The organism is Thiobacillus sp. (assembly GCA_024235835.1).
GTDB lineage: Bacteria > Pseudomonadota > Gammaproteobacteria > Burkholderiales > Thiobacillaceae > PFJX01.
Genome location: JACKLQ010000002.1, coordinates 1,044,245 through 1,058,741, shown reverse-complemented (window position 1 = coordinate 1,058,741; position 14,497 = coordinate 1,044,245). Strand labels below are relative to the sequence as shown.

General features: G+C 64.6%; 13 protein-coding genes and 1 tRNA gene. 5 read left to right on the top strand and 9 right to left on the bottom strand.

Annotation, left to right across the window (positions count from 1 at the left end; genetic code table 11):
* Positions 1 to 109: 109 nt before the first annotated feature.
* The 7 genes from H6935_13315 to tgt form a co-directional block, all read right to left on the bottom strand.
* Positions 110 to 529 (bottom strand): rubrerythrin, encoded by a 420-nt coding sequence (locus H6935_13315; protein MCP5279318.1) that lies wholly within the window; start codon positions 527 to 529, stop codon positions 110 to 112.
* Positions 530 to 662: 133 nt separating this feature from the next.
* Positions 663 to 1,307 (bottom strand): DedA family protein, encoded by a 645-nt coding sequence (locus H6935_13310; protein ID MCP5279317.1) that lies wholly within the window; start codon positions 1,305 to 1,307, stop codon positions 663 to 665.
* Between the two features lie 19 nt (positions 1,308 to 1,326).
* Entirely contained in the window at positions 1,327 to 2,214 is an 888-nt protein-coding gene (locus H6935_13305) for a hypothetical protein (GenBank protein MCP5279316.1), read from the bottom strand.
* A gap of 82 nt (positions 2,215 to 2,296) precedes the next feature.
* Positions 2,297 to 3,226 (bottom strand): protein translocase subunit SecF, encoded by a 930-nt coding sequence (secF, locus tag H6935_13300; GenBank protein ID MCP5279315.1) that lies wholly within the window; start codon positions 3,224 to 3,226, stop codon positions 2,297 to 2,299.
* Between the two features lie 13 nt (positions 3,227 to 3,239).
* Positions 3,240 to 5,069: a protein translocase subunit SecD gene (secD, locus tag H6935_13295; protein MCP5279314.1), complete on the bottom strand. Its 1,830-nt coding sequence runs from the start codon at positions 5,067 to 5,069 to the stop codon at positions 3,240 to 3,242.
* Between the two features lie 104 nt (positions 5,070 to 5,173).
* Positions 5,174 to 5,491 carry a preprotein translocase subunit YajC gene (gene yajC, locus H6935_13290; GenBank protein MCP5279313.1) on the bottom strand — a complete coding sequence of 106 codons (318 nt, stop codon included), beginning with the start codon at positions 5,489 to 5,491 and terminating at the stop codon, positions 5,174 to 5,176.
* A gap of 61 nt (positions 5,492 to 5,552) precedes the next feature.
* Positions 5,553 to 6,659, bottom strand: a complete 1,107-nt coding sequence (gene tgt / locus H6935_13285) for a tRNA guanosine(34) transglycosylase Tgt (protein ID MCP5279312.1) — start codon at positions 6,657 to 6,659, stop codon at positions 5,553 to 5,555.
* Between the two features lie 21 nt (positions 6,660 to 6,680).
* On the opposite strand from tgt, the gene H6935_13280 reads away from it, so the two are divergent.
* Positions 6,681 to 7,124 (top strand): DUF192 domain-containing protein, encoded by a 444-nt coding sequence (locus tag H6935_13280; GenBank protein MCP5279311.1) that lies wholly within the window; start codon positions 6,681 to 6,683, stop codon positions 7,122 to 7,124.
* Between the two features lie 69 nt (positions 7,125 to 7,193).
* Entirely contained in the window at positions 7,194 to 8,111 is a 918-nt protein-coding gene (locus H6935_13275) for a mechanosensitive ion channel family protein (protein ID MCP5279310.1), read from the top strand.
* A gap of 2 nt (positions 8,112 to 8,113) precedes the next feature.
* Here H6935_13275 and H6935_13270 read toward each other — a convergent pair whose 3' ends face one another.
* Positions 8,114 to 9,757 (bottom strand): DEAD/DEAH box helicase, encoded by a 1,644-nt coding sequence (locus H6935_13270; protein ID MCP5279309.1) that lies wholly within the window; start codon positions 9,755 to 9,757, stop codon positions 8,114 to 8,116.
* 429 nt (positions 9,758 to 10,186) lie between these two features.
* Entirely contained in the window at positions 10,187 to 11,215 is a 1,029-nt protein-coding gene (gene queA / locus H6935_13265) for a tRNA preQ1(34) S-adenosylmethionine ribosyltransferase-isomerase QueA (GenBank protein ID MCP5279308.1), read from the bottom strand.
* Between the two features lie 55 nt (positions 11,216 to 11,270).
* On the opposite strand from queA, the gene H6935_13260 reads away from it, so the two are divergent.
* From H6935_13260 to H6935_13250, 3 genes are all read left to right on the top strand, one after another.
* Positions 11,271 to 11,355 (top strand) — tRNA-Leu (locus H6935_13260).
* Between the two features lie 77 nt (positions 11,356 to 11,432).
* Positions 11,433 to 12,218 (top strand): hypothetical protein, encoded by a 786-nt coding sequence (locus tag H6935_13255; GenBank protein ID MCP5279307.1) that lies wholly within the window; start codon positions 11,433 to 11,435, stop codon positions 12,216 to 12,218.
* Positions 12,218 to 14,479, top strand: coding sequence for an ABC transporter substrate-binding protein (locus tag H6935_13250; protein MCP5279306.1), 2,262 nt, complete (start codon positions 12,218 to 12,220; stop codon positions 14,477 to 14,479). The genes H6935_13255 and H6935_13250 overlap by 1 nt, the downstream gene beginning before the upstream one ends.
* Positions 14,480 to 14,497 lie beyond the last annotated feature (18 nt).

Below are 14,497 nucleotides of genomic sequence, written 5' to 3'. Positions count from 1 at the left end.
CAAGGTGTAACGGGGGGAAAAGTACTGCCAAGACTCCTGTGGGGCTGGGGAGAGGATGGACGGCGCCGACCCTCTCCCCAACCCTCCCCTTCCGGGGAGGAGACTGCGATCAGGAGCCCAGTTCGTTCAGGGCCTTCTGATAGCGGTTGGCGTGGGAACGCTCGGCCTTGGCCAGGGTTTCAAACCAGTCGGCGATCTCGTCGAAACCTTCCTCCCGGGCGTCCTTGGCCATACCCGGGTACATATCGGTGTACTCGTGGGTCTCGCCGGCCACGGCGGTCTTCAGGTTGTCGGCGGTGGGGCCGAAAGGCAGGCCGGTGGCGGGGTCGCCACACTGCTCCAGGTACTCCAGGTGGCCGTGGGCATGGCCGGTTTCGCCTTCTGCAGTGGAGCGGAAGAGGGCAGCCACGTCGTTGTAGCCTTCCACGTCAGCCTTGGATGCGAAATACAGGTAGCGACGGTTGGCCTGGGATTCGCCGGCGAAGGCATCCTTCAGATGCTGCTCGGTCTTGGAACCTTTCAGTTGCATGTTGAACTCCTCTTGTGCGGATAGTCGGTCACCCCACTGGGGTCTTTCCATTCTTGGAGGAGGCGCTCTCTTTGTGAAATATATTTTTGCTATGAGCCCGATAGACAAAAACTAACACCCGGGCGGGACGTCATCATGCGGTTTTGGAACGCCGGTGACGCAGGAATTCCAGGATGCCCGGCATTACGGAGAACACGATGATCAGCATGATGACCGCCGTCAGGTTGTTCTTGACGATGGGCAGGTTGCCGAAGAAGTAGCCCGCAGGCACCAGCAACCCGACCCAGAGCAGGGCACCGAGGACGGAAAACCCCAGGAAGCGGGCATAGGTCAGCCGGCCGATGCCGCAGACGAAAGGCACGAAGGTGCGCACCACGGGCACGAAGCGGGCGATGATGATGGCCTTGGGGCCATGGCGCTCCATGAAGGCATGGGTACGGTCCAGGTTCTCCCGCTTGAGGAAACGGCTGCCCTCGAACTTGAACATCCTGGGCCCCAGGAAACGGCCCACCCAGTAATTCACGTTGTCGCCGCACAGGGCCGCGACGATGAGGGTGCCTGATACCAGTAACGGGTCCATGCCCCCCGCCGCCGCCACGGCCCCCGCAACGAACAGCAGGGAGTCCCCCGGGAGGAAGGGCGTCACCACGAACCCGGTCTCCATGAAGACGATGGCGAACAGGATGCCGTACACCCACACCCCATACTCCTGCACCAACAGCACCAGGTGCTTGTCCAGGTGCAGGACGATGTCGATCAACTGGCCCAGCAATTCCATGGCAAGAAAGGCGCCCGTATCAGCGGCGCAAAGTCATGCGGTAGACCTTGCCTTCCATCATGCCCGGCACCCATAGCTTGCCCTGGTCGTCCAGGAACATGTCGGCGGGACCGGCGATGGGGGTCATACCGCTGGCCACGCTGATCTGGCCCGTGCGGGTGTCCACCAGCTGCAGCAGGCCGGCAGGCTCGAACCTGACCCAGTTGGACACCAGCCAGCGGTGGGCGCCCATGTCCACCACGCCGTCGAAAAGGCCGGCGGGCTCCGGCTTGAACTCCTTGTCCATCCTGGCGGAAAGGCCGTCCAGGCGGTAGGTCTTCACCGAACCGTTGGCCTGTCCATCCGTCCCCCACTCCACCACAACCAGGCGGTTGCCGGCTTTCTTCAGGCCATTGGGGCCCTTGGGAGGCGTGTCGAAGGCCATCTCGCTGAAGGCGCGCCTGCCCAGGTCGATGACGAACACCTTGCCCAGGTCCGTGGAGGACACCAGGATGTGGCGATTGTCGAAGCGGGCCAGGGCGTTGAGGAAGCGGGCCCCCGTGGCCCCCATGTCCAGGTCGAACACCCGCTTGCCGTCGGAAACCCGGAAGCCCAGCACCCGGTCGATGTCGGCCACGTAGACCACGCCATCCATGGCCAGAAGCCCCTTGGGCCCGTTGAGCTTGTCCGCCCAGCGCAAGGCCTTGATGTTGCCCTGGCGATCCAGCCTGGAGATGAAGCCGTCGCCATCCTTCTCCATGGGCTCCAGCTTGACGCCCAGGTTGGAGACGAAGACATCATTCCCTGCCACCACCACGCTTTCCGGCGAGGCGAAACCGGCGATGGTCTTGTCCACCAGCACGGTGGCCGCGGGTGTGGCGGTGCTGAAGCCCAGGGCACCCAGGACGATCAGAAACGCGGCTCGCATACTTACTCCTTTGATATTGTCCAATCGGGCAGTACGCCCCCTCCTCGCTACTCGCTACTCGCTACTCGCTACTCGCCAACCATCAGACCATGGCCCCCGACTCGGGCTTCACCGGTTTGATGAAGTCTTCCCGGGACACGCCCAGCCACATGGTGATGGGGCTGGCCACCAGGACGGAGGAGTAGGTGCCGACGATAATGCCGATGGCCAGGCACAGGGCGAAGCCGTACAGTACCTCGCCCCCCAGCAACAGCATGGCCAGTACCATCAACAGGGTGGTGCCGCTGGTGATGATGGTGCGGGACAGGGTGGCGGTCTTGGCGTTGTCCATGATGGCCGCCACGTCGGTCATGCGGGTCTTCTTGAAGTTTTCCCGGATGCGGTCGAACACCACCACGGTGTCGTTCACCGAGTAGCCCAGGATGGCCAGTACCGCCGCCAGCACCGTGAGGGAGAACTCCCACTGGAACAGGGACCACACCCCCAGGACGATGAAGATGTCATGGGCGGTGGCGAAGATGGCGCCCACGGCCATGCGCCATTCGAAGCGCAGGGCCAGGTACAGGACGATGCCAATGGACACCACCAGCAGGGCCAGGGAGCCGTCCTCGAGCAATTCCTTGCCCACCTGGGGCCCCACGAACTCCACCCGCCGCAACTCCACGTTGGCATCCCCTTGCTTGAGCACTACCAGCACCTTTTCCGACAACTGGGCGGAGGTGGTGCCAGCCTTTACCGGCAAGCGGATGAGCACATCGGTGGAGGTGCCGAAGGTTTGCACCTGGGCATCGCCATGGCCGTTCTGGGTCAGCAGCGCACGTACCGCCGGCAGGTTGGCTGCCTGGGCATAGCCCACTTCCATGACGGTGCCGCCGGTGAAGTCCACCCCCAGGTTCAGACCCTTGGTGGCCAGAAGGCCGATGGCGGCGAGGATGAAGGCCACTGAAAAAAAGATGGTGCTGCGCGCCCACCGCATGAAGGGGATGTCGCGCTTGAGATGGAACAGTTCGATCATGCCGCAATCCTCAAATGGAAACCTTGGTCAGGCGCTTGGCCCGGCCATAGGTGAGGTTGACCATGCCTCGGGAGACCACCACCGCGCTGAACATGGAAGTGAGGATGCCCAGGCAGAGCACCACCGCGAAGCCCCGCACGGGGCCGGAGCCCAGCCAGAACAGGGCGATGCCGGCGATGAGGGTGGTGATGTTGGAGTCCAGGATGGTGTCCCAGGCCCGGTCGTAGCCCGCGTGGATCGCCGCCTGGGGCGACATGCCGTTGCGCAGTTCCTCGCGGATGCGCTCGGCGATGATGACGTTGGCGTCGATGGCCATGCCCAGGGTGAGGGCGATACCGGCGATACCCGGCAGGGTCAGGGTGGCCTGGAGCATGGACAGCAGGGCCACCAGCAGGAACATGTTGGTGGCCAGGGCCAGGATGGAGACCAGGCCGAAACCCCGGTAGTAGAACGCCATGAAGGCGGCGATGAGGGCGAAGCCCACCAGGGTGGAATTGAAGCCCTTCTCGATGTTCTCCTTGCCCAGGCTGGGACCCACGGTGCGCTCTTCCACGATCTCCATGGGGGCCGCCAGGGCGCCGGCCCTGAGCAGCAGGGACACGTCGGAGGCCTCCTGGGGGGAGTCCATGCCCGTGATCTGCACCCGTCCGCCGCCGATCTCCTCCCGGATCACCGGGGCGGTGACCACCTCGGTCTTGCCCTTCTCGATGAGCAGGATGGCCATGCGCTTGCCCACGTTCTCCCGGGTGACGTTCTTGAAGATGCGGGCGCCCCGGCCGTCCAGGTTCACATGCACGGCGGCCTGGCTGGTCTGGTTGTCAAAGCCGGGCTGGGCGTCGGTGATGTACTCGCCCGTGAGTTCCACCTGGCGCTTCACCAGCAGGGGACGGCCATCCCGCTCGTAATAGAGTTCCGTGCCGAAGGGGACCTGGCCCGAGGCGGCGGACTGCACCATGGCCGGGTCCTGCATGCGATCCTCGTCCACCAGGCGGATCTCCAGGGTGGCGGTGCGGCCCAGGATCTCCTTGGCCTTGGCCGTGTCCTGCACGCCGGGCAGCTGCACCACCACCCGGTCGATGCCCTGCTGCTGGATGACGGGTTCCGCCACGCCCAGCTCGTTCACCCGGTTGCGCAGGGTGGTGAGGTTCTGCTGCAGGGCGAATTCCTGGGTCTTGGCCTGGGCCGGCTTGGACAGGGTGGCGTTGATGCTGTACTCCTCGCCGCTCTGGCCATCCGCCAGCACCAGTTCCGGATAGGCCCCCTCGATGGCCTTGCGGGCCTCGTCACGCTGGGCCGCATCGCGGAACTTCACGTAGATCTCCGCCCCTTCCCGGCCGATGCCCACATAGCGCGCCTTCTTCTCCCTGAGCACGGTGCGAATGTCACCCTGGTAACGTTCCGCCGTCTTCTCCAGGGCCTTGGGCATGTCCACCTGGAGCAGGAAGTGCACGCCGCCCCGCAGGTCCAGGCCCAGGTACATGGGCAGGGCGCCGATGGAGGTCAGCCATTCGGGAGACGCCGCCAGCAGGTTCAGGGCCACGGTGTAGCCCTGGCCCAGGCCGTTCTGGAGCGCGTCCTTGGCCTTCAGCTGGGTGTCCGTGTCGGGGAAACGGGCCTTGATGCCGCGGGGGTCCATGGCCACCCCCAGGGGTTTGATGCCCGCTGCGCCCAGGGTGGCCTCCACCCGCTGCATGAGGGCCACGTCCACCTTCTCCGTGGTGCGCACCGGCGTCACCTGCACCGCAGGCACCTCGCCGAAGAAGTTGGGCAGGGTGTACAGGAAAGCGATGACCAGGGCCACGCCGACGATGACGTATTTCCAGAGGGGGTAGCGGTTCATGAGTTGGGGCCGTGAAATGTGAAACGTGAAGCGTGAAATGTGATGCGGGCGGAAGGTAGGCACCTTTCACTTGAGCCGCGCGGCGGCAAGTCACCTTTCACTTTTCACAAGTCCTTGATGGTGCCCTTGGGCAATACGGCCTGGACGGTGGCGCGCTGGAAGATGCTCTCGGTGCCGCCGCCGATGTCCAGGGTGATGTACTGGTCGGTGATCTTCACTACCTTGCCCAGTTGGCCGCCCATGGTGACCACCTCATCTCCTTTCTGGATGGCTTCCTGCATCTTCTTGGTGTCCTTCGCCCGTTTCATCTGGGGACGGATGATGAGGAAATAGAACAGCACGAAGAGGATGACCAGGGGCAGAAAGCTCATGATCGGGTCCGGCTGGGCGGGGTCGGCGGCGTAGGCGGGAGAAATCAGCATGGTTGTCAAGACATCGGGTTGAAAGAACGGCGCATTCTACACTGGCCCGTGTTACCGGATCTTATGCGGGGCCCAGGCGGCGTTTTTCCAGGAATTCCCGGGCCCAGGCCTGGTATCCGCCTCTTTCCAGGGCTTCCCGCAGCCGGGCGGTGAAGTCCTGGTAGAAACGCAGGTTGTGAATGGAGTTCAGCCGCGCCCCCAGCATCTCGCCAGAGCGCTGTAGATGGTGCAGGTAGCCCCGGCTGTAGTGCTGGCAGGTATAGCAACCGCATTCCGGGTCGATGGGGCCGGTGTCCGCCTTGAAACGGGCGTTCTTGATGCGCAGGTCGCCCCGCCAGGTGAACAGCAGGCCGTGGCGGGCGTTGCGGGTGGGCATGACGCAATCGAACATGTCGATGCCCCGGGACACGGCGAAGACGATGTCCTCCGGCGTACCGACCCCCATGAGGTAGCGGGGCCTGTCGGCGGGCAGGCGGTGGCCCATGTGGTTGAGGATGCGTTCCATGTCCTCCTTGGGCTCCCCCACGGACAGGCCGCCCAGGGCATAGCCGTCGAAGCCGATCTCCACCAGCTTTTCCAGGGAGCGCTCCCGCAGATCCTCGTACATGCCCCCCTGGACGATGGCGAACAGGGCGTTGGGGTTGCCCTCGTGGGCAGCCTTGGAGCGGGCCGCCCAGCGCAGGGACAGTTCCATGGATTGCCCGGCCGTGTCCCAGTCCGCCGGATAGGGGGTGCACTCGTCGAAGATCATGACGATGTCCGAGTTGAGGACTTTCTGGATCTGCATGCTCTTCTCCGGCGAGAGCATCAACCGCTGCCCATCCAGGGGGGAGGCGAACTTCACTCCCTGTTCCGTGATCTTGCGCAGATGGGTCAGACTCCACACCTGGAACCCCCCCGAATCGGTGAGGATGGGGCCATGCCAGTTCATGAAGCCATGCAGGCCGCCGTGGGCGGTGATCACGTCCAGGCCGGGCCGCAGCCAGAGATGGAAGGTGTTGCCCAGGACGATCTGGGCCCCCAGGTCGATGAGCTCGTGGGGCGTGACGCCCTTTACCGTGCCCACGGTGCCCACGGGCATGAACACCGGCGTCTGCACGGTGCCGTGGGCGGTTTCCAGCACGCCGCGGCGGGCGTGTCCTTCGGTATGGGTGACGGTGAAGCGCATGGGGGATGAATGAAAAAAGCGATGGCCGGGTTCGTGTGGGGCGTCATTCTACTGGCGACAGGCCCGGAACTGGCCTTGGCCGCGCCACCATGCCCGCCCCAGCAGGCCCGGGAAGTGCGCATCGGCCACCAGGCCTGGCGGGTGGAGGTGGCCCACACGGAGCAGGAACGGGAACAGGGCCTGGCCGGCCGGACCGGCATCGCCCCCGGCCGGGCCATGTGGTTCGTGTTTCCCGAACCCGGCATTTACGGCTTCTGGATGAAAGGCATGGCCTTTGCACTGGACCTGGCCTGGATCACGCCCCAGGGCCGGATGCTCGGCGTGGAATCCCTGCTCCCCTGCAAGACAGAACCCTGTCCCATCCATTACCCGCCCGAACCCGTGGCCTTCGTGCTGGAAGCCGCCGCGGGCAGTGTTCCGGCCGTGCAGGACGCCCCGGCCTCATGGCATTGCGAACCGGATTGAGGAACCATCCTCGCGAACCCCTCTCCGCTATATTCAATCGCATTGTTCGTTAATTCACCGGAGAGCCCCATGCTGGATACCTTCCTGGCACACCTGGGAGGCGAACGCCTCACCGTCCTGATGCAGATCTACCAGACCGGCCTGCGCATAGCCGTCATCCTGGTGCTGGCCTGGGTGCTGCTGCGCCTTTCCAAGCGCGGCATCCGCCTGCTGCGGGAATACATGTCCGAACGGGCGGGCAACGACACGGAGGAGGTCAAGCGGATAGAAACCCTGGGCCGGGTGTTCCGCTACACCACGTCGGTGCTCATCATCCTGGTGGCAGGCATGGTGGTACTCTCCGAACTTGGCATCTCCATCGGCCCCATCCTGGCCACCGCCGGCGTGGTGGGCATCGCCGTGGGCTTCGGCGCCCAGAGCCTCATCAAGGACTACTTCAACGGTTTCTTCATGCTGCTGGAGAACCAGGTACGCCAGGGGGATGTGATCCAGGTGGCGGACAAGTCCGGCCTGGTGGAAGAGGTCACACTGCGCTACATCAAGCTGCGCAACTACGAAGGCCAGGTGCACTACATTCCAAACGGCAACATCACCACCATCACCAACATGAGCCGGGAGTACTCCTATGCGGTCATCGACGTGGGCGTGGCGTACCGGGAGGACATCGACCAGGTCATGGCCCTCATGGAACAGGTAGGCGCGGAGATGCGCACCGATCCGAACTGCGCGGATGAAATCCTGGAAGACATGGAGATGGCCGGGGTGGACCAGTGGGCGGATTCCGCCGTGGTCATCCGCTGCCGCTTCAAGGTGAAGCCCCTGGAGCAATGGGGCGTGCGCCGGGAGTTCCTGCGCCGTCTAAAACACGCCTTCGACGCCCATGGCGTGGAAATCCCCTATCCCCACCTGACCATCTACCCGGGTCAGGCCAAGGATGGCACCGCGCCGGCCCTGCGAGTCATCGCGGACACCGGCGCGAGCCAATAAGATCACCAGTCCTTGTTGGTCCGCTTGGGGCCGCTGTGGCTACGCTCGCCCCAGCTGTTGCCCTTCTTCCAGGCCGGCTTGTCGGTCTTGCTCCAGGTGCTGGCGGCAGCCTCGGTGCGGGGACGCTCGGGCTTGGCCCAGGTGTTGCCGTCGACGTCGGGACGGGCCCGTTCCGGCTTGCCCAAGGTATTGCCATTCACTTCGCCCCGGGGACGATCGGCACGCTGACCTTCGGGCTTGCTCCAGCTGTTGGCGAAGCCGCGCTCGTTCCGGCCCCAGCTGCCGCTGTCACGATTTCCATCGCGGGCAGCATCCCGGTTGCCGTCACGGGCGGGACGGGATTCACCCCTCCAGCCGCCACCATTGCCATAACCACCACCATAACCGGAGCCCTCGGGCTTGCGCCCAAAGGAGGGCTGGCCGGCGCGGGGCTTGCCCTGCCATTCGCCACGGGGCTTGGCCTTCCAGTCGGAGCTGGATTTGCGGCGGGGCTCGTGGTCGATGCGGGCCCTGGGCTCCAGGCCCGGGATCACGTCGATCCGCACCTTCTCGCCGGTGAAGCGCTCGATGTCACGCACCAGGCCCCGTTCCCGGCCGTTCACCATGGTGAAGGCCATGCCGGCACGGCCGGCACGACCGGTACGGCCGATGCGGTGGACATAGTCCTCGGCCTGGCGGGGGGCGTCGAAGTTGATGACGTGGCTGATGCCGGCCACGTCGATGCCCCGGGCGGCCACATCGGTGGCCACCAGGACCCGGGTCTGGCCGTCCCGCAAGCGCTGCAGCGTACGGTTGCGCTTGTGCTGGGGCATGTCGCCGTGGAGGGCGGAGGCGGAGAAACCTTTTTCCAGCAGGTCCTCGGAGAGTTCCTCGGCGCTGCGCTTGGTGGAGGTGAAGATCACCGCCTGGGTCAGATCGGCATCGCGCAGCAGGTGATCCAGCAGGCGATGCTTGTGGCTCAGGTCGTCCACGAACAGCAGTCGCTGGTCGATGTTGGCCTTGTGCTCCGGCTGGGTAGCCACTTCGATGCGCTGGGGAGTGCGGGTCATCTCCCGGGCGATGCGGCCCACGTTGCCGTCCAGGGTGGCGGAGAACAGCAGGGTCTGGCGGGTTTCCGGGGTGCGGGACACGATGTTCTCGATGTCCTCCACGAAGCCCATGTCCAGCATGCGGTCGGCCTCGTCCAGCACCAGCACCTCCAGGCGGGAGAAATCGATGCGGCCCCGCTCCAGGTGGTCGATGAGGCGGCCGGGAGTGGCGATCATCACCTCCGGGTTGGCCTTCAGGGCCTGGAACTGGGGACCGAAGGGTGCGCCGCCCACCAGGCAGACGGTGCGCAGGCGCTTGAGACCCTTGCCGTAGATCATGGCCTGCTTCTGCACCTGCAGGGCCAGTTCACGGGTGGGGCAAAGCACCAGCAGACGGGGACCGTTGCCAGGCAGGGTGGAAGGCTCGGCCAGCTTGTGCAGGCTGGGCAGCAGGAAGGCGGCGGTCTTGCCGCTTCCGGTGTGGCTGGAAACCAGCAGGTCGTGGCCGGCGATGGCGGCGGGGATGGCCTCACTCTGGACCTGGGTGGGGTTCTCATAGCCGGTGGCGGTGAGACAAGAGAGTACGAGGGGATTCAACCCCAGTTCAGCAAAAGACATGCAATACCTTTCCTTCAGGCAAGCCGGCGCGTAAACGCACGGGTATGCCTAGCCAGCGCCCATCGACAAAGGGCCCCCAGGCATCCGCTACGCGGATTCCGCCCCCCGAGGGGGACGAGAAAACTTGGGGCGGCCCTACGTTTTCATGGGCACAAAAATGAGGCTCGCTGGGGATAGATATAAGGCTAACCGCCGCGGCACTCGCGAAACATCGGCGCCAACCGAATATCGCGATACCGGAACAACAGGATCAGGAGAGGTCGGGGACGATGGGGCTGTGAAGACAGTCCCGAGGGCTTATTGAGTATCGGCCAGGTCGCGATGTAACCCGCAAACCCGCCGAAAAGCCAACCACTGCGTTGCACAACTGGCGCGCATTCTACCTGAAGCCATTTATAAGCGTTTGATTATTTTCACCATTACTTTGTACTACCGGTCACGCTCGATGAGCATGGCGTCACCGTAGCTGAAGAAGCGATAACGGGAAGCCACCGCATGGGCATAGGCCCGGCGCAGCAGATCCGTGCCGCCAAAGGCGGACACCAGCATGAGCAGGGTGGACCTGGGCAGGTGGAAGTTGGTGACCAGTCGTTCCACCACCCGGAAACGGTAGCCCGGCGTGATGAAGATGTCCGTCTCCCCCTCCCCGGCGAGAAGCTCACCGGCCTGGGCAGCGGATTCCAGGGCCCGCAGGGAGGTGGTACCCACGGCGCAGACGCGCCCTCCGCTGGTCTGGGCTGTCTTGACCGCCGCCACCGTATCCGCCGGGATCACATAACGCTCCGTATGCATCCGGTGGTCCGCCACCGCCTCCACCCGCACGGGCTGGAACGTACCTGCGCCCACGTGCAGGGTAACGAAGGCTGTCGCCACCCCCGCCCTGGCCAGCCCCTCGAGCATGGCCTCATCGAAGTGCAGGCCGGCGGTGGGGGCCGCCACGGCCCCCGGGTCCCGGGCATAGACGGTCTGGTAGCGGTCGTCGTCGGAGGCCTCGGCGGCGCGCTCCATGTAGGGCGGCAAGGGCACTTCGCCGACGCGCTCCAGCCATTCCAGCACCGTGTGGGCAGGGTCGAAGGAAAGATGGAAGAGATCATCCTGGCGGTCCAGAACCCGGGCCTCCAGGATGCCGGCGAAACGCACCGTGGAACCGGGCTTGGGAGACTTGCTGGCGCGGATGAACAGCAGGGCCTCGTGTTCGGACAGCACGCGCTCCACCAATGCCTCCACCTTGCCCCCCGTGGCCTTCTCGCCGTGGAGCCGGGCCTTGATCACCCGGGTGTCGTTGAACACCAGCAGGTCGCCCGGGCGGAACAAGCCCGGCAGGTCCGCAAAAAGTCTATCCTCGAAGGCACCGGACTTGCCGTCCACGTGCAGCAAGCGGCTGGCCGTGCGCACGGCCAATGGGTAGCGGGCAATCAGTTCGTCCGGCAGGAAGAAATCGAATTCACTGGTCTTCATGGCAGGCGATGTTGCCCGGTTTTGGCGTAATCCGCGATAATGTCGAGCTGCGTTTGCCCGGGTGGCGGAATCGGTAGACGCAGTGGATTCAAAATCCACCGCCGCAAGGCGTGCCGGTTCGAGTCCGGCCCCGGGCACCAAAATTCCTTTACTCATTCCCCTTGCGGGTCAATCTACGGTTCCAGCTCACTGTGTTCATTCACATGGAACAAGCCCCATGGTACCGCCCCGACTGAAAACCGGTCTGCGCCTGCTGGCCGGCCTAGGCTGCCTTCAGGCCCTGCTGGCAGCCCCCTGCCAGGCAGCCGACTGGAGCGCCACGGACATCCAGTACCTGCACGGTTCCGGCTACGAACCGGCGGATACCGACATGCATATCGTCACCCTCAATCATGCCCGGGGCTACGACTGGGGGCGTGTCTTCGCCTTTGTGGATTACACCAAGCTGGGCAGGCAGGCAGGCCGTGACGAGGGCATCTACGGCGAGCTTTACGGCACCTTCAGCCTGTCCAGCCTGACGGGCCATGACTTCCATTCCGGCCTGTTGAAGGATGTGAACCTGACCCTGGGCGTGAACTACGGTGACAACACCGACGGTTCCAACCCCCGGGTGATCCTGCCGGGCCTGACCTTCGACCTGGACCTGCCGGGCTTCGCGTTTTTCAACGTGGACGTGCTGGGCTACATCGACCGGGGCCGCTTCAATGGGGCCGCCACCACCTGCAACGCCGAGACCTACCAGGTCACGCCTGCCTGGAAGCTGCCATTCAGCCTGGGCCGTCTGCGCATGAGCTTCGAAGGTTTTGCCGACATCATCGGCGCCCACGGCACTTGTGTACGGCAAACGCTGGCCCAGCCCCAGGTGCGCGTGGATGTGGGGGACATGTTCGGCCGGCCGGACAGGCTCTACATGGGCCTGGAATACCAATACTGGGACAACAAGTTCGGCGTCCGGGGCTGGAATGAACGCGTCCCCCAGGCCCTGATACTGTTGAGCTTCTGATGCACCCTGGGGCCACCTTCCTGCCATGGCTGCGCTGGTTCGTCGTCCTGTCGTCCCTGTTCTGGGGATGCAGCACCTGGAGCGCCGACGCACCGGGCCTGGAAAAGGCAGCCATCCAGCTCAACTGGAAATTCCAGTTCGAATTCGCCGCACCCATCGCGGCCCTGGAAATGGGCTATTACCGGGAAGCGGGACTGGACGTCCAGTTGATCGAGGGCGGCCCCAGCATCGACCCTGTTTCCCCCGTCGCCGACGGCCGCATCCCCTTCGGCATTGCAGGCTCCTCCCTGGTGGTGAATCGGGCCCAGGGCCAGCCGGTGGTGGCCCTGGCCGCTCTCATGCAGCATTCCGCCGTGGGCCTGCTGGCCTGGAGGCAGGCGGGCATCGACAGCGTCCACGACCTGGCGGGCAAGCGCCTGGCCATCAGTTTCGACACGGCGGACGAATTGCAGGCCTATCTCCAGTCCCAGGGCCTGCCGCCCACGGCCTACACCCGCCTGGAAAAGCACATGGGCCTGCAGAACCTGAGGGAGGGCAACGCGGAAGCGGTTTCTGTCTACATCAGCAACGAGCTCTACCTGGCCCAGGACCATATCAATGACTACGTGCTGCTGTCTCCCAGGTCGGCGGGCATCGACCTTTTCGGCAACGTACTCTTCACCAACGAGTCCACCCTGAAGAACAAGCCCAAGCTGGTGAAGGCTTTCCGCCTGGCCACCCTCAAGGGCTGGGAATACGCCCTGACCCATCCCGAGGAGATCGCCGACATCATCCTGGCCCGATACAACAGCCAGGGGAAAAGCCGTGACCACCTGCTGTTCGAGGCCGCCAGGCTCAAGGAATTGACGCGCCCAGACATCGTTGAGCCCGGCTACATGAGTCCCGGTCGGTGGCGCCACGTGGCCGAGGTCTATGCCGGCCAGGGCAGGATGCCCGCCAGTCTCGATCTCACGGGCTTCATCTACGATCCCGACGCCAAGCCGGACCATACCTGGCTGCACCTGAGCCTGATCGGCGCCCTGCTGGCCCTTGGGATCACTGGCGGCATACTGCTGCAGTTCCAGCGCCTGAACACCCGCCTGCGAGCAGAGGTCGAGGAACGGCGGCGGGCGGAGGCCGCCCTGCTGGAAGCCAAGCAGGCAGCCGAGTCCGCCAACCGGGCCAAGTCGGAATTCCTGTCGACCATGAGCCACGAGATCCGCACCCCCATGAACGGGGTGCTGGGCATGCTGCAGATCCTTCAGGATTCTGGCCTGGATGCGGAACAGCAGGATTGCGTGGACGTTGCCCTGACGTCCGCCAAGGGTCTGCTGGCCATCCTCAACGACATCCTTGACCTGTCCAAGATCGAGGCGGGCCGCATGGATATCCAGGCCATCCCCTTCAGCCTTTCCCATGTAATAGGCGAATGCGTCCGTGCCCTCGCTCACCGGGCAACGGAAAAGGGGGTCGCCCTGGAAACCCGCATCGCGCCGGACATCCCGTTGGAAATGCTCGGCGACCCGCTGCGGGTGCGCCAGGTGCTGCTCAACCTGGTGGGCAACGCCATCAAGTTCACGGAGCAGGGTCGCATCACCATTACTGCCGCCCAGACTGGTGGGTACCCTGACGACTTGACCATACAACTCGCGGTCGCCGACACGGGCATCGGCATTCCGCCGGAGAAGCAGGCCCAGGTCTTCGACTCCTTCGTCCAGGCGGACGCGTCCCATACCCGCAAGTACGGCGGGACAGGCCTGGGCCTGGCCATCGTGCGCAAGCTGGTGGAACTCATGGGAGGGCGCATCTGGCTGGAAAGCACGGTGAACCAGGGCAGCACCTTCCACTTCACCCTGCGTCTCCAGGCCGCTCCCCCGGAGCAAGCGGCGGGCATCACCACCGAAGCCCCGCGCCAGGGAAAAGCTCCCGGGGCAAGGGTCCTGCTGGTGGAAGACAACCCCGTCAACCAGAAAGTGGCGGCGGCCCTGCTGGGCAAGCTGGGCCTGGACACCGACATCGCCGAGAACGGCCAGCAGGCCCTGGACATGGAAGCCTCCGAAGGTCCGTACGACGTGATCCTAATGGATCTGGAAATGCCGGTCTTGGATGGCTTCCAGGCCACCCAGGCCCTGCGCGCCAGGGGCGTGAAGACCCCCATCATCGCCCTCACGGCCCATGCCCTGGAGAGCTACCGGGCACGCTGCATGGAGGCTGGAATGGACAACTTCCTCACCAAGCCCCTGAAGCTCGAGGACCTCCAGGCCGCCCTGGCCCAGCCCTGACACCTGAGGAACCCGGCG